A 16626-nucleotide genomic window follows, 5' to 3' on the forward strand; every position below is an offset into this window, starting at 1 on the left:
TCCCCTCACAACTCGGACCGGGCCTGAAGCAGACCCGGTTCGTCACAGGTAGAGCCCCGTGCCGTGCTCAGTGCGTTCGGTGGCGACAGCGTGCAACTCACGTTCCCGGAGGACCAGGTACGTGACCCCCTGCACGTCGACCTCGTACTGGTCGTCGCGGGCGAACAGCACCCGATCACCTACCTTGACCGTGCGGACGTTCGCCCCCACACCGAACACCTCCCCCCAAACCAGACGTTTGGCGACCTCGGCGGTTGCTGGAATAACGATGCCGGCGCCGCTTCGGCGCTCACCACTCGTCTCCGGCTTCACCATCACACGGTCGTGCAGCATCTGGATCTCGAGCTTCGGGTCCTGCACCGGCCAGATGGTACGACCTTCACCAGGCGCCCTTATCGCTGACCTCGCAGCTCGCCCGGTCGCACCCCGGGAACGAGAAGACCCCGCGGCGCTGTCAGGTCGGGGGTCCGACAGCACCACGGGGCTGTACTGGCAATCGAACGAAAGGCGCAGTCCGTTACTTCAACGGACAAGAACCGCCGCGTTCACCCGATCGGGTTACCGGCGTCACGCTTGGGTGAGGAGGTAGCGGCCGAAGTGGGGCACCGTGAACGCGATCTGACCACGCTGCGCCGAGAACACCAGCCCCTTCTTGAGCAGGCTGTCCCGAGCGGGTGAGAGCGACGAGGCGCGGCGCGCGAGGTGGTCGGCGATCCCGGCCGTCCCCACGGGCTCGTCGCGACCCTCGGTGAGCTCGGCCATGGCACGCAGGTACTCCCGTTCGGCCGGGGTGGCCCGCTCGTAGCGGGAGCCGAAGAACCCCACCGCGAGCTCGGCCTCGGCCTCCGGGGCCGCCAGCTTGACGTCGGCCGCGCTGATCGGGCTGCGCGGTGCCGCGTCCCACGCCGCCTTCCCGTACGCCTGGACGAAGTAGGGGTAGCCGCTCGAGGCCTCGAAGAGAGCGTCGAGGGCCTCGTGATCGAACGAGGCGTCCTCCCGCTCGGCGGGCGCGAGCAACGCGAAGTCGGCGTCCGGACGGTCGAGCTGGCCGATCCGGACGTACTTGAACAGGCGCTCGGAGTAGGACTTGGACGCCGAGAGCACGGCGGGCAGGTGCGGCAGCCCGGCACCCACCACCACGAGCGGAGCCCGCGACTGGGAGAGCTCGTGGCAGGCCGCGCACAGCGCCGAGATGTCGTCGGGGCGCAGGTCCTGCATCTCGTCGATGAGGATCGCCACGCCCGTGCCGACGTCCGCCGCCAGCTCGGCCACCTCGGTGAACAGCTCGACGAGGTCGATCTCGATGTCCCCGGAGTCGGCGCGTCCCGCCTTCACGGGCACGTCGATGCCGGGTTGCCAGCGGTCGCGCAGCTTCGCCCCGTCCGGCGCGGAGCGCAGGGCGAACGCCTTGAGGATGCCCAGCACCTCGTCCACCCGGTCGGGAGCGCGGTGCCGCACGGCGAGATCGCGGATCGCCCGGTGCAGGGCCGCCGACAGCGGCCTGCGCAGGTCGGCCTCCGGGCGGGCCTCGATCTTGCCTGCGCCCCAGCCGGCCCGGACGGCCATCGAGCGGAGCTCACCGAGCAGCACCGTCTTCCCGACGCCGCGCAGGCCGGTGAGCACCAGGCTGCGCTCGGGCCGCCCCCGGGAGACCCGTTCGAGCACGATCTCGAACGCGTCGACCTCCCGGTCGCGGCCGGCGAGCTCCGGAGGGCGCTGGCCGGCGCCGGGGGCGAACGGGTTGCGCACGGGGTCCACGCATCGGACGGTATCGGCGATTCTTGCCTGCGCCGTAGAGGCGGCTAGCAACCACGATGGTGTGTCGCGGATCGGAGCGTATCCAGCTTTCTCGGAGAAATCCGAGAATCAGATAGAGAGCCTGATCAAGCGCGCCGGGTCGCGGCGTCGGCCAGACAGAACAGGCCGAATGCGGCGAAGCCGACGGCCACCACCACCAGCAACGACGAACCGAGCGCCGTGGCACTCAGGGTGCGCAGCGCGGCGTCGAGCCCACCCGCCCGCGCCGGGTCGGCGAACAGGGCGGCGCTGCCGGCGAGCACCCCGACGACGCCCAGCGCGAGTGCGCGCGCCAGGTGCCCGGCCGCTCCGACGAGCTCGATCACCCGCCGGGCGAGCGGACCGAGGTGGCGCACCTCCAGATCACCCATGAACGTGCGCCGCACCCCCGTGTAGATCATCGCGCCCGCGATCACCAGTATCGTGCCCGCGCCGAGCCCCAGCAGCAGCCGCCCGGCCGGGAGCGCGAGCACCCCGGCCGCCAGCGTCTGCGCGGTGGTGCCGGAGGAGCCCACGTCGAGCAGGTAGTCGACGATCAGCACGGCGAGCGACGACATGGCGATCGCCTTGGCGACCGCACCCACGCGCTTGCGCACGCGCTCGTTCCCGTCCACCCACCTGAAACCCACCGCGGCGGCCGTGACCTGCCATACCGCGAACGCGATGAGCCCCACGGCGGCCACCCAGAGTGCGAGCGACCCGCCGGGGGTGCGCGCGATCGTCCCGACGGCACCCTCCGCGTCGGCCGGGACGTCCGGCACGCCGAACGCGATCTGCAGCGCGAGCCACGCCACGAGCAGGTGCACCACCCCGTACCCGACCAACCCGATCCGGCCGAGGACGTCCACGAACCGGCCGGGCGCGTCGGACCGGCCTTCGTGGACCAGAGTGCGCAGGCGTTCGCCGGGACCGGACATGGGGTCTCAGTATCCCGCCGGTGTTGATCGCACACTCTCACGCATTCTCGCTCAGTTGCTAGATGAGCTGATACAACCCGATCTGGTTTCCTGACGGTCGTGACCGAGACTCCGATCGACGCGCACTCCCCGGAGATCGTGACCGAGGGGACCGGGCATCACGAGCAGCTGGGCGACCGGGCCGAGCTGGACGTGAGCTTCACCGGCTACGCGGAGAACCGGGCCGACGCGGTCCGCGAGCTCGGGCGCCGGGTCGCCGCCGCCGAGCCGGCACTGGAGCTGCCGGGGCTCGTCGTCCGCAGCCGGCAGTTCTGGGTGCACAACGAATGGCAGGGCGACCGGGTGGTGGGCTGCCGGGCGGGAGAGGACATCGCTCTCATGCTGACCGACACCGCCGCGCTGGAGGAGGTGCTCTCGGCCCTCGTCGGCGCCGAGCCGACCGGTCTGCACGGCCCGCGCTGGGCGCTGGCCGATCCCGCGGCCGCGCAGCGCGAGGCCCAGCGCCGCGCGGTCGAGGACGCCCGGCAGCGGGCCGAGGGGTATGCGACGGCGCTGAACGGGCGGCTGGGGGCGCTGCGCAGGCTGTCCGATGCGCCCTCGCACGGCGGTCACGTCGCGCTGGCAGCCCGGGAGTCGGGCGGTCCGGACGTCCGTGAGCTCGGCCTGGAACCCGAGCCGGTGCGGGTGACCGCACGGTGCGTCGCCAGCTGGACGCTCCTCACCTGACGTGGAACGCGACGCCACTACCGGGTGGCGTTGACGGCCGAACGGGTGGATACCCGACAATGAGGCCGTGGATGTTCCCACGCCGCGTGACGACGACCCCGGTCCGTCCCTCCTCCGTGCCACCGATCGTGCACGTCAAGCGCTGCGCCGAGCCCAGCTCGTGCTCGGCGCGCTGGCGATCGGCGTCGCCGTGTTGGTCGGCGCGGCGGCGAGCGGGCACGAGGTCACCACCGCCCCTCCCGGCACGACGCTCGCAGAGGCCGAGCTGCTCGAACCCTCGCCGCTGCCGGAGGCGGCGATGCTGAATCCCACCCTCGCCACCCGGGCCCGGTGGACCACGAGCGGCGGCCTTCTCCGCACCGGCTCGCTCCGCGTGGACGCCGGGCTACCCGAGGGCGCGATGATCACCGTGGCGGTCGACGCCGCCGGCGAGGTGGTGGTCGACGCACGCACCCGGATCGCCGACTCCCGCGTGACCGGACTGACAGCAGGGCTCAGCACGCTGCTCGCCTGCTGGGCCGTGCTCGCTCTCTGCGCCGTCCTGTGCCGCGCCCGGCTCGATGCCCTGGACGCCCGACAGTGGGCCGACGACTGGGCGCGCGTCGAGCCGGAGTGGACGGGCCGCGCCGGTTAAGGGGGTGTCCCGCTAGCGCGGCTCGCCCGGCCCCGGCACGGTCCGGCCCTCGATCACCAGTGGCCCGTCAGCGGGGCGGTGCTCCTCGACCACCTCGCCGTCCACGACCGGCCCCCGCTCGCGGATGCGAGCCGTCCGCAGCCCGGGCGCGCGCCGCTCAGCCGCACGGATGAGCCTCCCGCGCACCAGCGACCGCGTGGGCGGCAGCAGGAGAAGCAGCCCGGCCACGTCGGTGACCAGGCCCGGGACGAACAACAGCACGCCTCCCGCGGCGACCAGCATGCCGTCGGTGACCTCCGCGGTGGGCACCCGCCTGTTGGTGACGGCCTCGCCGATCGCCTGCGCGGCGCGCAGTCCCTCCCGGCGGGCCAGCCACAGTCCGAGGATCGATCCGGCCAGCAGGACGAGGAGCGTCCAGCCCAACCCGATCACGGATCCGAGCGCGACCAGCGCGACGATCTCGACGACGAGGTACAGAAGGACGAACGCCATACACCAGTAACGCACGAGACGGCCTCTGTGCTCCCGAACTCGTGGTCACGGATCGGTCACCTGGCGGCGGAGCCCGTCCCCGCCGCCAGGCAGGTGCCTCACCAGGTGAGGGCGAGCCCCGGATCGGTGAGCAGCGCCCCGATGTCGGCGAGGAACCGGGAGCCCTGCTCGCCGTCGACCAGCCGGTGGTCGAACGACAGCGCGAGCTGGCACACCGTGCGGACCGCCAGCTCACCGTCCACCACCCACGGCGAGGGCTTGATGGCACCGACGGCGAGGATCGCCGCCTCCCCCGGGTTGAGGATCGGCGTGCCGGTGTCGACCCCGAAGACGCCGACGTTCGTGATCGTGAAGGTGCCGCCCACGAGGTCGGCGGGTGGGGTCCGGCCCGACCGTGCCGTGGCGGTGAGCTCGCCCAGCGCCGCGGCCAGCTCCCGCAGGGTGAGCGTGTCGGCGTCCCGGACCTTCGGGACGATCAGCCCTCGCGGGGTGGCCGCCGCGATCCCGAGCTGCACCCGGTCGTAGTAGACGATCTCGCCTGCCGCCTCGTCCCAGGAGGCGTTGACCTCCGGGGTGCGCCTCGCCGCGAGGCACACCGCCTTCGCGACGAACGCGAGAGGCGTCAGCTTGACCTCGGCGTACTCCCGCGTGCCGCGGAGCCGGTCGCGCAGGGCCATCGTCTCGGTGACGTCGACGGCGAGGAACTCCGTGACGTGCGGCGCGGTGAAGGCGCTGCTCACCATGGCCGCCGCCGTGGCCCGGCGGACCCCGCGGATCGGCTCGCGCCGCACCCCGCCCACCGTGGGCGCGGCGGGCGACGCCGGCGGCGCGGGCTCGACGACGGACGTGGCCGCGGCCGCCTCCACGTCCTCCCGCGTGATCACGCCGCCCGCCCCGGAACCGGTGAGCGACCGCAGGTCGATCCCGAGATCCTTGGCGAGCTTGCGTACCGGCGGCTTGGCGAGCGGCACCGGGTCCGCTGCCGGGCTCTCGGCCGCACCGGCCGAGCCCCGGTCCGGGAGGTCCGGCCGGACGTGGCGTCCGTTCGGCACGGCCGGTGGCGGTGCGGTGGGAGGAGCCGACGGCGAACGGCGGGCACGCCGCTGCACCGAACCCGGCCGGGGCCCGTAACCGACCAGGGTGGCGATGCGGCCGTCCTTGCCCGCCTCCCCGATCTTGGCGCCGGCCTCGTCGGCGGGCGCCGCCTGCGCGGGCGCCGCCTCCGCCGTCTCGATCGCGATGATCGGGGCTCCGACGGGCACGGTGCGGCCCGGCTCGACCAGCAGCTCCCCGACCGTTCCGGCATAGGGACAGGGCAGCTCGACCGCCGCCTTGGCCGTCTCGATCTCGACGATCACCTGGTTGACGGTGACGGTGTCACCGGGCGCGACGTGCCAGGTGACGACCTCGGCCTCGGTCAGCCCCTCGCCGACGTCCGGCATGGCGAACTCGCGACGCATCCCCGTCACCAGGCCAGGGAACGGTCGACGGCGTCCAGCACCCGGTCCAGATCGGGGAGGTAGTCCTCTTCGCATTTCGACGGCGGATACGGCGTGTCGAAGCCCGTGACCCGGATGACCGGGGCCTCCAGCGAGTGGAAGCACTGCTCCTGCACCCTGGCAGCGACCTCCGCGGTGACCGAGGCCTCCGACGGGGCCTCGGAGACGACGACCAGGCGGCCGGTGCGGCGCACCGACTCGATGACGGGCCCGAGGTCCAGAGGGGACAGCGCCCGCAGGTCGATCACCTCGATGTCGTGGCCGTCGGCCTCGGCGGCCGTGGCCGCCTCGAGGCACGTTCGCAGCACCGGGCCGTAACCCGCGAGCGTCAGCGTCGAACCCGCGCGGGCGACGCGCGAGGCGAACAGCGGTGGCGGGGTGGCGTCCAGGTCGACCTCGGCCTTCTCCCAGTAGCGCCGCTTCGGCTCGAAGAAGATGACCGGGTCGTCGCAGTCGATGGCCTGCTGGATCATCCAGTAGGCATCGGCCGGGTTGGAGCACGCCACGACCTTGAGCCCCGCCACGTGGGCGAACAGCGACTCCGGCGACTCGCTGTGGTGCTCGACAGCGCCGATCCCGCCACCGAACGGGATGCGCACGACCACCGGCATCCGCACCTTGCCCTGCGAGCGGAAGTGCAGCTTCGCGAGCTGGGAGACGATCTGGTCGAACCCGGGGAACACGAACCCGTCGAACTGGATCTCGCACACCGGGCGGAAGCCCCGGATCGCGAGCCCGACGGCGGTGCCGATGATCCCGGACTCCGCGAGCGGGGTGTCGAGCACCCGCTGCTCGCCGAAGTCCTTCTGCAGGCCGTCGGTGACCCGGAAGACGCCGCCCAGCTTGCCGACGTCCTCGCCCATGACGAGGACCTTCGGGTCGCGCTCCATCGCCGCGCGCAGACCGTCGTTGAGCGCCTTGGCCATCGTGAGAACGGTCATCTCAGACCCCCTCCCCGCCGGCGCCCGCGAGCGATCCCTCTGGCTCGAACGACTCGAGGTAGGCGAGGTACCCAGCGCGCTGGGCGTCGATCGTGGGCGAGCCCTCCGCGTAGACGTTGGCGAACATCCGGTCCGGCGCCGGCGGTGGCATCTGCAGGCAGTGCTCGCGGAACCGGGCGGCCAGCGCGTCGGACTCGGCCTGCACGTCCGCGAAGAACTCCTGGCCGACGGCGTGCTCGCGCACCAGGTTGACCCGCACCCGCTCGATCGGGTCCTTGAGCTTCCACAGCTCGAGCTCGTCGGCCAGCCGGTAGCGCGACGGGTCGTCGGAGGTGGTGTGCGCGTCCATCCGGTAGGTGAAGGCCTCGACGAGCACCGGTCCGTTGCCGGTGCGGCACTCCTCCAGTGCCCAGCGGGTGACCGCGAGGCAGGCGAGCACGTCGTTGCCGTCGACACGGACGCCGGGGAAGCCGTAGCCGGCCGCCCGCTTGTAGAGCGGCACCCTGGACTGACGTTCGGTGGGCTCGGAGATCGCCCACTGGTTGTTCTGGCAGTAGAAGACGACGGGAGCGTCGTACACCGCGGCCCAGACGAAGCCCTCGTGGACGTCGCCCTGGCTGGTGGCACCGTCGCCGAAGAAGCAGACGGTGGCCTCGTTCATCGAGCCGTCGTCGCCCGCGCCCACCGCGTTCCCGACCCGGCCCTCGAACCGCTGGCCCATCGCGTAGCCGGTGGCGTTGAGGCACTGGTTGCCGATGACGATCGTGTACAGGTGGAAGCGGGTGGCCAACGGGTCCCAGCCACCGTGGTCGGTGCCCCGGAAGATCCCGAGCAGCTCGGTGGGGTCGATCCCCCTGGTCCACGCCACCCCGTGCTCCCGGTAGGACGGGAACACCATGTCCTGGGGCTGCATGGCCCGGCCCGCGCCGATCTGCGCCGCCTCCTGCCCGAGCAGGGGCACCCAGATGCCCAGCTGCCCCTGCCGCTGCAGCGCGTTGGCCTCGCGGTCGAAGCGGCGCACCAGCACCATGTCGCGGTAGAGCTCCTGCAGAGCCGCGCTGTCGACGTCGCCCGCGAAGTGGTCGAAGCGGGGGTCGGACACCCGCTCGCCCTCCGGGGTGAGCAGCTGGACGAGGTTCGGATCACCCTCGTCGGTGGCTTTCAGTGCGGCGAGGACGTGCTCGCGGCTGGGGCGCTTGTCGGGTACCGCCGGAACGGACGGGGCCCAGTCGTGCGGATCGGACACGATGCCTCCTCATGCTCGGGACCCGCGACCGTTCGTGGCGGCACGGGGCGGGCGCGTCCGGATCCCGGCACCCGGGTGGGGGCACCATGTCCGGCGTAGCGCAATCCTGGCACGAGGGGCCGAAAGCCGGGAGCGACGCCCGGATGCGCCCGCGACACACCAGCGGCACGTCCCCGAAACGGGGACGTGCCGCTGGTCGAGCACCGGCGGTTCGGTGGGTTCTAGCGCTCCGGCGTGCCCGGGTAGGGCTGGCCGGGCTGGGCCTGCGGAGTGGTGTGGCCCCCGGTCGGACCGAAGTTGTTGGTGCGGTCATAACCCTGGGTGTAGCCGTTGCTCCCGGAACCCGGGATGTGCCGGATCCCGGCGACGCTCTTCGCCTTCTGCGCGGCGCCGCTGATCTGGCCCGAGTACTTGCCCTTCGTCTGCTTGTCGACGAACTTCGCAGCCTGGTCGACGAACTTGGCTGCCTTGTCCGGGTTGCTCTTCGCGTACCGGCGGGCGGCCTCCGCGACCGTGGCCAGCGTGGCCAACTTCCTGAACAGCGGCATTGCGCTCCTCCGTCGTATGTGGTGCCGCCGCGACAGCGTCTGCGCGGCGTCTTGGTTCTCCTGTACCCACCCTAGCGCCGGACCTCACCTGAGATCCCCAACGAACTACGGAGCGTGACGTCACACAACGGTGACCATCTCGAGGATGTTCGAGCGGTGTCGGAATGGCAGCATCCCCGCGTACTCGCCGTCAGGTACCGGAGGTCATCGTGCACGCCACCACCCGTTCGCTACCGGCCGTGCTCGCCGCGGCTGCGCTGACCGTCGCCCTCGCGGGGTGCGGCTCCGGCGGGGACGGCAGCGGCGCCACCTCCGGTGGCGCTCCCACCACAGCGGCGGCCCCGGCCGTCACCAAGGACGACGCGCTCGCCGCCATGGTTCCCGCTTCGGTCTCCTCCGACGGCAAGCTCGTGTTCGGCACCGACGCCTCGTACCCGCCCAACGAGTTCACGGCCCCGGACGGCACCACGATCATCGGGTTGGACGTCGACCTCGGCACCGCCGTGGCACAGAAGCTCGGGCTCACCCCCGAGTTCCAGAACAGCCAGTTCTCCGGGATCATCCCGGGCATCGAGGGCGCCCGCTACGAGCTGGGCATCTCCTCGTTCACGATCAACGACGAGCGCATCAAGACCGTCGACATGGTCAGCTACTTCTCCGCGGGCACCAGCCTGGCCGTGGCGTCGGGCAACCCGGAGGGCATCACGCCCGACAACCTGTGCGGTCGCGCGGTCGGTGTGCAGGCGGGCACCGTGCAGGTGGACGACGTGGCCGCTCGCAGCCAGGCGTGCACCGCGGCGGGGCAGCCGGCGATCGCGGTCACGGAGCTCCAGCAGCAGACCGACGTGACGCTCGCGCTGACCTCGAAGCGCATCGTCGCGATGCTGGCCGACTCCCCGGTCGTCTCCTACGCCGTGACCACCACCAGCGGCGCGGTCGAGGTGGTCGGCGAGCCGTGGGACACGGCGCCGTACGGCATCGCGCTGGGCAAGAACCAGGGACAGTTCGCCCAGGCGGTGCAGGGTGCCCTGCAGGCCATGATCGCCGACGGCAGCTACGCCGCGATCCTGCAGAAGTGGAATGTGTCGAACGGCGCGATCCCCACCTCAGAGGTCCGGAGCTGACGTCGCGGTGACCGCTTCTCCACCCCTCGACACGGCTCGGCGCCCGCCACCCATCAAGGCCGTACCCGTGCGGCACCCCGGCCGGTGGCTGGCCGTCGCGGTGCTGGCCGTGCTCGCGGCGATGCTCGTCAACACGATCCTCACCAACGACGGCTTCCGCTGGCCGGTGGTCGGCGAGTACCTCTTCTCCGGGCCGGTGCTGAACGGCCTGCGCAACACGCTCGTGCTCACCGTGCTGTCGATGGCGATCGGCATCGTCGGCGGCATCGGCCTCGCGGTCATGCGGCTGTCGCCCAACCCGGTGCTCTCCAGCGTCTCCGCGGTCTACATCTGGCTGTTCCGCGGCACCCCGCTGATCGCTCAGCTGCTGTTCTGGAACTTCCTCGCCGCGCTCTACCCGCGGCTCGCGCTCGGCATCCCGTTCGGGCCGGAGTTCATCTCCTTCGACACCAACCAGCTGATCAACCAGTTCGCCGCCTGCCTGCTCGGACTCGGGCTCAACGAGGCCGCCTACATGGCCGAGATCGTCCGCGGCGGCCTGCAGTCGGTGGACGACGGGCAGACGGAGGCGGCGGGCGCACTGGGCATGTCACGCTCGCAGACGTTGCGCCGGATCGTGCTGCCGCAGGCCATGCGCGTGATCATCCCGCCCACCGGCAACGAGACCATCTCGATGCTGAAGACCACCTCGCTGGTGGTCGTGATCGGCTACTTCGAGCTGCTCACCTCGGTGCAGCGGATCTACTCCACCAACTTCCAGACGATCCCGCTGCTCATCGTGGCCGCGGCCTGGTACCTGGCGCTGACGTCGCTGCTCTCGATCGGGCAGGGGTTCGTCGAGCGCCACTACGGGCGCGGCACGAGCCGGGGTCCGACCGGCCCGCGGCTGTTCGCGCGGGCACCCGAGCAGGGGACGGCGACCGGATGACCACACCGATGGTGGAGGCGGTCGAGGTCCACAAGAGCTTCGGCCACGTCGAGGTGCTGCGCGGCATCGACCTCACTGTGATGCCCGGCGAGGTCGCCTGCGTGATCGGGCCGTCCGGCTCGGGCAAGTCCACGTTCCTGCGCTGCATCAACCACCTCGAGCGCATCGACGCGGGGGCGATGCGGGTGGACGGCGAGCTCATCGGATACCGCGAGGCAGGCGGCAGGCTCCACGAGCTGCGCGAGTCGGAGGTGGCGAGGCAGCGCCGCGACATCGGCATGGTGTTCCAGCGGTTCAACCTGTTCCCGCACAAGACGGCCGCGGAGAACGTCATGGAGGCGCCGCGCACGGTCCGGCGGGAGCCGCGCAGAGCGGCCCGCGAACGCGCGATGGCCTTGCTGGACCGCGTCGGCCTCTCGGACAAGTACGACTCCTACCCGGCCCAGCTCTCCGGCGGACAGCAGCAGCGGGTGGCGATCGCACGGGCACTGGCGATGCAGCCGCGGCTCATGCTGTTCGACGAGCCCACCTCGGCCCTGGACCCGGAGCTCGTCGGTGAGGTGCTCGACGTGATGCGGGGGCTCGCCGGGGAGGGCATGACGATGGTCGTGGTGACCCACGAGATGGGGTTCGCCCGCGAGGTCGGCGACACCCTGGTGTTCATGGACGAGGGCCGGATCGTCGAAGCAGGCCATCCCCGCGACGTCCTGGGCAACCCGCAGCACGAGCGCACGAGGACGTTCCTGTCGAAGGTGCTGTAGCGGCTCCGCAGGTCGGTCGGGGTCAGCCGCCGGCGCGCTCGGCCTCGCCGCGGAGGATGCAGAACTCGTTGCCCTCCGGATCGGCGAGCACCACCCAGCCGCCGCCGTCGGGACGGCGGCGGTCGGCCACGGTGGTGGCACCGATCGCGAGCAGCCGGGCGAGCTCCTCGTCCCGGCTGCCCTCCGCGGGCACGAGGTCGAGGTGCAGCCGGTTCTTCACCTGCTTCGCGTCCGGTACCTCGATGAACAGGATCCGCTCGGAGCCATCGGATGAGAAGATCATGCATTCCTCGTGGCCGGGCTCGTTGGGGTCGTCCGGGTCCTCCCGGAAGCCGAGCACCTCCCCCCAGAACACGGACTGGGCGTGGGCGTCGATGGCGTCGAACGTGGTGTGCGAGATCCGGGCGGTCACGGCGCGACCCTAGAGGCGCCGTCGAGCGAGAAACCGGCCTGGATCAGCAACGCACGCAGGTAGCGGGTGATCTCCGCGGCGTCGAGAGCGCCGGGACGCAGGAGCAGGTGCTGGATGGCCGCCCCCTGAATCATGTCGATCAGGATGTCGACGTCGGCCGTGGGAGCGAGCACGCCGTCGGCCTGGGCCTGCCGCAGCACCGCCCGCGCCTGCTGCCGGCGCGGCTCGACGTGGTGGTGCCAGTAGGCGGCCAGCAGTCGTGGGTGCTCGGGGCCTGCGCCGAGCAGCCGGGCGGACAGGTTCCGGAAGCGCGGGTCGGCCAGCACCTCTCCCCACCGGGGCAGCAGTTCCTCGATCCGGTCCGGTAGCGGGCCCGTGGCGCCCGTCGTCACGTCCGGGATCTCGGACCTGGCCGTCTCGATCGCCTGGGCCAGCAGGTCCTCCTTGGAGCTCCACCGCCGGTAGACGGTCACCTTGGCCACGCCGGCGCGCCTGGCGATCTGCTCGATGCTCGTCTGATCGATACCGCGCTCGACGAGCAGCTCCACCGCGGCGCGCAGGATCGCCGCGTCGGCGCCCGGGTCGCGGGGCCGGCCCGGCCCCTCGCGCCGCGCGGGTGGTTCGGCTTGGGTCACGTCGGGCTCCGGCCCTGCTGCAGCACGCCGGTCAGCAGGCGATGTAGCTCCGTTGTGGAGCACCCCCGCCAGCAGAGGTGCCCGTCGGGTCGCACGAGCAGTGCCCTCTCCTTCCTGTCCGGGCCGGCGGGGTGCAGGAGCACCACCCGGTCACCGAGGTGGTCACGCGCCACCGCGAGGAGCCCGTGCACGTCCGTGCCGTCCCCCACCCCGCCGTTTCTGTCCGGGTCATCCTCCGGCCGCGGCGCGAGCAGCACCCAGCCGGGCCCGAGCTCGGAGTGCAGCCGCGCCGAGGTGCCGTCGGGCCGGGTGCAGTCCCGGTCCGGCACACGATCACCCGGCCGCGGCGCCCCACCGCGACGCGACCCGCCCAGAGGACCGTTCCGGTAGCTCACCCAGAGCTGGGACGCACCGCGGGTGGCTCTGCGCTGCACGGCCGGCAGGTTCAGGACGGGGACGAACACCCGGTCGCGGAGGAACCGGGTGACGACACCCTCGCCGACCAGGATGCGGGTGTTGGCCGTGGTGCTGCGCAGCACCCCGGCCGCGAGCGGCCTGCGTTCGGGGGCGTAGGTGTCGAGCAGGGCCTCGCCCGCCCGTCTCCGGACGACGAGGGCCAGCTTCCACGCCAGGTTCTCCGCATCGCCGATGCCGGTGTTCATACCCTGCCCACCGATGGGGCTGTGGATGTGCGCGGCGTCACCTGCCAGCAGGATCCGTCCTCGTCGGTAGTCGGCGGCGAGCCTGCGATGGATGCGGAACACCGAGGTCCACACCACCTCGCGGATCCGCACGTCCGTCTCGCCGGCCCGGTCCTGGAGTATCCGCACCAGGTGTTCGACTATCTGCGCCCCGTCGAGCCGTCGGTCCACAGTGGCCGGGACGTCGGCCATGAGGCGCCACAGGACACCCTGGCCGTCCGTGTCGGGCATCGGGATGGTCAGCAGCAGCCCGTCGGGGTGGAACCAGCCCGCCGACGCGGACGGGTCGCGGGCCCAGTCGGCGCGTACGTCGGCCAGCAGGAACTGCTCCACCACCGCGACGCCGGGAAAGGCGATCCCCGCCCGGTCGCGCACGGTGCTGCGGGCTCCGTCGCAGCCGACCAGCCACTGCGCCCGCACCGTGGTCCCGGTGTCCAGCACCGCGGTCACCCCTGCCGCGTCCTGTTCGAGGGCCGTCACCGCCGTACCCCACTCGATCTCGACACCCAGTTCCGTGAGCCGGCGCCGCAGCTCGGCCTCCACATCGGCCTGTGACACGAACAGCGCCTGGACCGACCCGAGCGGGTCAGGAACGAACCGCATCGTCGCGATCGGGCGGCCGCGTACGTGCATCGTCATGCCGATCGGTGCCCGCGCCCGCTTCCGCAGGCCGGCGAGCGCTCCCACCCGGCCGAGTACCTCCACCCCGCGGGCGTGCAGGATGTTCGCCCTCGACGTCGGCGCCGGGCCGGTGGCCCGGTCCACCACCCGGACGGTCACACCCTCGGCGGCGAGGGCGCAGGCCAGTGTGAGGCCGGTCGGCCCCGCTCCGACGACCAGCACGTCCAACTCGGATTCCGGCATCGTGACCCCCGATACATATACGCAAACGACCCCGTATACAAAATCGAGGACACCGGTCCCCCTGTCAACCGCGGCGGGCTGCGGATCTGTCAGGGGCGGGCGCTGCGGCGCAGCGCGTGCACGGTGGCGTCGGCCCGCCCCCTGGCGCCGATCTTGGAGTAGATCCGCGTGACGTGCTGCTCCACCGTGGACACGCTGATCGCCAGCTGCGCGGCGATCTGCTTGTTGGCCCGGCCGCCTGCGATGAGGTCGAGGACCTCCACCTCGCGGGCGGTGAGGCCGTCGGGATCCATCTGCGCCAGGCAGGGACCACGGTCCAGCGCCAGCGACAGCACCTCGGCCGGGGACAGATCCTGACCGGTGGCCCAGGCCGAGGCGAACGCCGCCTCCCCCAGCTCGGCCCGCGCGGAGGAGACGGCCCGGCGCATCCCCTCCTGGTCCGGCCCGGAGACGTAACCACCGGCGTCGACCCGGGCCAGCAGTGCCTCCGCCGCCGACCAGAGCCGGACGGCGCGGGCGACGTCGGTGTCCACGGTGGCGAGGCCCTGCAGGCAGAAGGCGACGTTCGGCGCGTCGCCCACCTCGGCCGCGAGGCGCAGTCCCTCACGGAAGTGGACGGCGGCATCGGCGTCGTGCCCCTCGTCGACGGCGATCCCGGCCAGCAGGTGCGACGCCATCGCCGCGCCCTCCCGATCACCCACCGCCCTGGCCAGGTCGAGCGCTCGGCGGCCCAGCGCAGCCGCCCGGTCCAGCCGCCCCCCTGCCTGGGCGACCGTGCCGAGGAAGCACGACATGAACGACGCGGCCCACAGCTCGCCGGTGGACAGCGCCAGGCCCACGCCGCGCTCCAGCAGCTCGACGCCCCGCTCCTGCTCGTCGAGGCCGATCGCCGCGAACCCCGCGCTGCTCAGCGCGTAGGTCTCGACGGCGGTGTCGCCCACCTCGCGCGCGATCCGGATGCTCTCGTCGAGCAGGTCGGCGGCCGTGCGGTAGTCGGCCTGCCCGCAGGCCATCGTGCCGGCGACGAACGCGGCCCGCGCCCGCGCCCGGGCCGACAGCGGGGTGGCGAGGGCGTGCTCCATCGCCAGCCGCCCTTCGGTGAAGCGGCCGCGCAACCACCAGAACAACCAGGTGTTCCAGCCGAGGTCGGCGAGCTGCTCGCCGTCACCGGCCGCCACGAGCGTGCTGGTGGCCCCCCGCAGGTCGGGCTCGGCGTCGTCGAGCCTGCGCAGCCAGTCCAGCTGGCCGGGACCGCGCAGTCCCGCGGCCGCACGCCCGGTCAGCTCCAGGATGCACGCGGCGTGCGCCGCGAGAGCCGCGTCCATCGCCCCGTGCTCCACGAGCAGCGAGAGCCCGAACTGGCGGACCGGTTCGAGCATCCGGTACCGCGTGGCGCCCCCGACCCCGGTCTCGGCCACCACGAGGGACTGGTCGACGACCACCGTCAGGAGGTCGAGCGGCCGGTGGTCGGTCGTGGCGGCAGCGCTCGCCGCGTCCAGACCCCACCAGCCCGAGAACACCGACAGGTGCGCGAAGAACTGCCGCTCGGGGTCGTCGAGCAGGTCGTAGCTCCATCGCAGCGCCGCCTCCAGGCTGCGGTGGCGGGGCTCCGCACCACGGTCCCCGCCGGCGAGGAGGTCGAGCTGGTCGGACAGCATGGCGGCGATCTCGGGGGCGGCGAGCACCGAGACCCTCGCGGTGGCGAGCTCGATGGCGAGCGGGAGCCCGTCGAGGCCACGACAGATCTCGCTGATCGCCTGCGACGTGGCAGGCGTCAGCGAGAAGCCGGGCATCCGATGGCGGGCGCGTTCGAGGAACAGCCGCACCGCATCGCCGTGCTGCAGCGGGGGAACCCGCCAGACCACCTCACCGGGCAGCCCGAGCGACCGCCGGCTGGTGGCGAGGACACGCACCCCGGCACACCCGGCCAACAGCTCGTGGACCAGCCGGGCCACGGCCTCGACGACGTGTTCGCAGTTGTCGAGGACGACGAGCAGGGTGCGGTCACGCAGGGTCGCGGCGAGCAGGTCGGCCGGTGCGGTGCCCGGCTGCTCGCGCACCCCGAGGGCCTGCGCCGCCAGGTGCGGGACGAGGTGGCCGTCGGTGGTGGCGGCGAGGTCGACGAACCAGCACCCGTGCGGGAACCGGTCGAGCACATCCACCGCGACCCGGGTGGCCAGGCGTGTCTTGCCGCATCCGCCCGGCCCGGTCAGGGTGACGAGCCGATCCGCGGCGAGGGTGGACGTCACCTCGGCGACCTCTGCTTCGCGCCCGACGAAACGCGTGAGATCGAACGGGAGGTTGTGGACGGCGTCCTCGGGCATGACCGGCCGCTCGGCGGCGGTACCGGTCGGTCTACCCACGGGCGGATGTTTCCACAGCGACGCGGCGAGGACCACGC

General features: G+C 72.3%; 17 protein-coding genes. 5 read left to right on the plus strand and 12 right to left on the minus strand.

Translation table 11 applies throughout. The features are described from left to right. Window positions 1-42: 42 nt before the first annotated feature. The 3 genes from ACQPZA_RS36665 to ACQPZA_RS36675 all read right to left on the minus strand — a co-directional run bounded on the left by ACQPZA_RS36665 (window position 43) and on the right by ACQPZA_RS36675 (window position 2714). Complete coding sequence (locus ACQPZA_RS36665; protein WP_169398045.1) at window positions 43-360, minus strand: GroES family chaperonin; 318 nt, start codon at window positions 358-360, stop codon at window positions 43-45. 207 nt (window positions 361-567) lie between these two features. Then, window positions 568-1758 carry an ATP-binding protein gene (locus ACQPZA_RS36670; protein WP_169398044.1) on the minus strand — a complete coding sequence of 397 codons (1191 nt, stop codon included), beginning with the start codon at window positions 1756-1758 and terminating at the stop codon, window positions 568-570. 125 nt (window positions 1759-1883) lie between these two features. Then, window positions 1884-2714 carry a DUF1206 domain-containing protein gene (locus ACQPZA_RS36675; protein WP_169398043.1) on the minus strand — a complete coding sequence of 277 codons (831 nt, stop codon included), beginning with the start codon at window positions 2712-2714 and terminating at the stop codon, window positions 1884-1886. Window positions 2715-2813: 99 nt separating this feature from the next. On the opposite strand from ACQPZA_RS36675, the gene ACQPZA_RS36680 reads away from it, so the two are divergent. Both ACQPZA_RS36680 and ACQPZA_RS36685 read left to right on the plus strand, forming a co-directional pair. Then, window positions 2814-3440, plus strand: a complete 627-nt coding sequence (locus ACQPZA_RS36680) for an SIMPL domain-containing protein (RefSeq protein WP_433277129.1) — start codon at window positions 2814-2816, stop codon at window positions 3438-3440. A gap of 67 nt (window positions 3441-3507) precedes the next feature. Beyond that, complete coding sequence (locus tag ACQPZA_RS36685) at window positions 3508-4074, plus strand: hypothetical protein (RefSeq protein WP_433277130.1); 567 nt, start codon at window positions 3508-3510, stop codon at window positions 4072-4074. A gap of 12 nt (window positions 4075-4086) precedes the next feature. On the opposite strand, the gene ACQPZA_RS36690 is transcribed toward ACQPZA_RS36685, so the two are convergent. The 5 genes from ACQPZA_RS36690 to ACQPZA_RS36710 all read right to left on the minus strand — a co-directional run bounded on the left by ACQPZA_RS36690 (window position 4087) and on the right by ACQPZA_RS36710 (window position 8800). Continuing rightward, window positions 4087-4566 carry an FxsA family protein gene (locus ACQPZA_RS36690; RefSeq protein ID WP_169398041.1) on the minus strand — a complete coding sequence of 160 codons (480 nt, stop codon included), beginning with the start codon at window positions 4564-4566 and terminating at the stop codon, window positions 4087-4089. 98 nt (window positions 4567-4664) lie between these two features. Then, window positions 4665-6026: a dihydrolipoamide acetyltransferase family protein gene (locus ACQPZA_RS36695; RefSeq protein ID WP_433283133.1), complete on the minus strand. Its 1362-nt coding sequence runs from the start codon at window positions 6024-6026 to the stop codon at window positions 4665-4667. Between the two features lie 5 nt (window positions 6027-6031). After that, entirely contained in the window at window positions 6032-7006 is a 975-nt protein-coding gene (locus tag ACQPZA_RS36700; protein ID WP_433277132.1) for an alpha-ketoacid dehydrogenase subunit beta, read from the minus strand. A 1-nt stretch (window position 7007) separates the two neighbouring features. Then, complete coding sequence (gene pdhA / locus ACQPZA_RS36705; RefSeq protein ID WP_433277134.1) at window positions 7008-8252, minus strand: pyruvate dehydrogenase (acetyl-transferring) E1 component subunit alpha; 1245 nt, start codon at window positions 8250-8252, stop codon at window positions 7008-7010. Between the two features lie 221 nt (window positions 8253-8473). Beyond that, on the minus strand, window positions 8474-8800 hold the full coding sequence (locus ACQPZA_RS36710) for an antitoxin (RefSeq protein ID WP_169398038.1): 327 nt from the start codon (window positions 8798-8800) through the stop codon (window positions 8474-8476). Window positions 8801-9009: 209 nt separating this feature from the next. Between ACQPZA_RS36710 and ACQPZA_RS36715 the strand changes: the two genes are divergently transcribed. Genes ACQPZA_RS36715 through ACQPZA_RS36725 form a run of 3 tightly spaced genes read left to right on the plus strand, consistent with a single transcriptional unit; the run spans window position 9010 to window position 11613 of the window. Further along, window positions 9010-9924, plus strand: a complete 915-nt coding sequence (locus ACQPZA_RS36715; RefSeq protein WP_433277136.1) for an ABC transporter substrate-binding protein — start codon at window positions 9010-9012, stop codon at window positions 9922-9924. A gap of 7 nt (window positions 9925-9931) precedes the next feature. Beyond that, on the plus strand, window positions 9932-10852 hold the full coding sequence (locus ACQPZA_RS36720) for an amino acid ABC transporter permease (RefSeq protein ID WP_433277138.1): 921 nt from the start codon (window positions 9932-9934) through the stop codon (window positions 10850-10852). Further along, the gene (locus tag ACQPZA_RS36725) at window positions 10849-11613 is read left to right on the plus strand and encodes an amino acid ABC transporter ATP-binding protein (protein WP_433277140.1); all 765 of its coding nucleotides are present in this window, start codon (window positions 10849-10851) and stop codon (window positions 11611-11613) included. Before ACQPZA_RS36720 ends, ACQPZA_RS36725 begins: the two co-directional genes overlap by 4 nt. Window positions 11614-11635: 22 nt before the next feature. Here ACQPZA_RS36725 and ACQPZA_RS36730 read toward each other — a convergent pair whose 3' ends face one another. From ACQPZA_RS36730 to ACQPZA_RS36745, 4 genes are all read right to left on the minus strand, one after another. After that, window positions 11636-12025: a VOC family protein gene (locus ACQPZA_RS36730; protein WP_433277142.1), complete on the minus strand. Its 390-nt coding sequence runs from the start codon at window positions 12023-12025 to the stop codon at window positions 11636-11638. After that, on the minus strand, window positions 12022-12660 hold the full coding sequence (locus ACQPZA_RS36735; RefSeq protein ID WP_433277144.1) for a TetR/AcrR family transcriptional regulator: 639 nt from the start codon (window positions 12658-12660) through the stop codon (window positions 12022-12024). Before ACQPZA_RS36735 ends, ACQPZA_RS36730 begins: the two co-directional genes overlap by 4 nt. Further along, a complete protein-coding gene (locus tag ACQPZA_RS36740) occupies window positions 12657-14225 on the minus strand; it encodes an FAD-dependent monooxygenase (protein ID WP_433277146.1) in 1569 nt (522 codons plus the stop codon). Before ACQPZA_RS36740 ends, ACQPZA_RS36735 begins: the two co-directional genes overlap by 4 nt. A gap of 89 nt (window positions 14226-14314) precedes the next feature. Then, a complete protein-coding gene (locus ACQPZA_RS36745; protein ID WP_433277147.1) occupies window positions 14315-16588 on the minus strand; it encodes an ATP-binding protein in 2274 nt (757 codons plus the stop codon). Window positions 16589-16626 lie beyond the last annotated feature (38 nt).

It is taken from the genome of Pseudonocardia xinjiangensis, assembly GCF_050948425.1.
GTDB lineage: Bacteria > Actinomycetota > Actinomycetes > Mycobacteriales > Pseudonocardiaceae > Pseudonocardia > Pseudonocardia xinjiangensis.

What these genes read in the sequence shown, in the direction of transcription:
- ACQPZA_RS36675 (WP_169398043.1), bottom strand. Translation starts at nt 2,714, where the DNA reads ATGTCCGGTCCCGGCGAACGCCTGCGCACTCTGGTCCACGAAGGCCGG.
- ACQPZA_RS36690 (WP_169398041.1), bottom strand. Translation starts at nt 4,566, where the DNA reads ATGGCGTTCGTCCTTCTGTACCTCGTCGTCGAGATCGTCGCGCTGGTC.
- ACQPZA_RS36695 (WP_433283133.1), bottom strand. Translation starts at nt 6,026, where the DNA reads ATGCGTCGCGAGTTCGCCATGCCGGACGTCGGCGAGGGGCTGACCGAG.
- ACQPZA_RS36700 (WP_433277132.1), bottom strand. Translation starts at nt 7,006, where the DNA reads ATGACCGTTCTCACGATGGCCAAGGCGCTCAACGACGGTCTGCGCGCG.
- ACQPZA_RS36710 (WP_169398038.1), bottom strand. Translation starts at nt 8,800, where the DNA reads ATGCCGCTGTTCAGGAAGTTGGCCACGCTGGCCACGGTCGCGGAGGCC.
- ACQPZA_RS36725 (WP_433277140.1), top strand. Translation starts at nt 10,849, where the DNA reads ATGACCACACCGATGGTGGAGGCGGTCGAGGTCCACAAGAGCTTCGGC.
- ACQPZA_RS36740 (WP_433277146.1), bottom strand. Translation starts at nt 14,225, where the DNA reads ATGCCGGAATCCGAGTTGGACGTGCTGGTCGTCGGAGCGGGGCCGACC.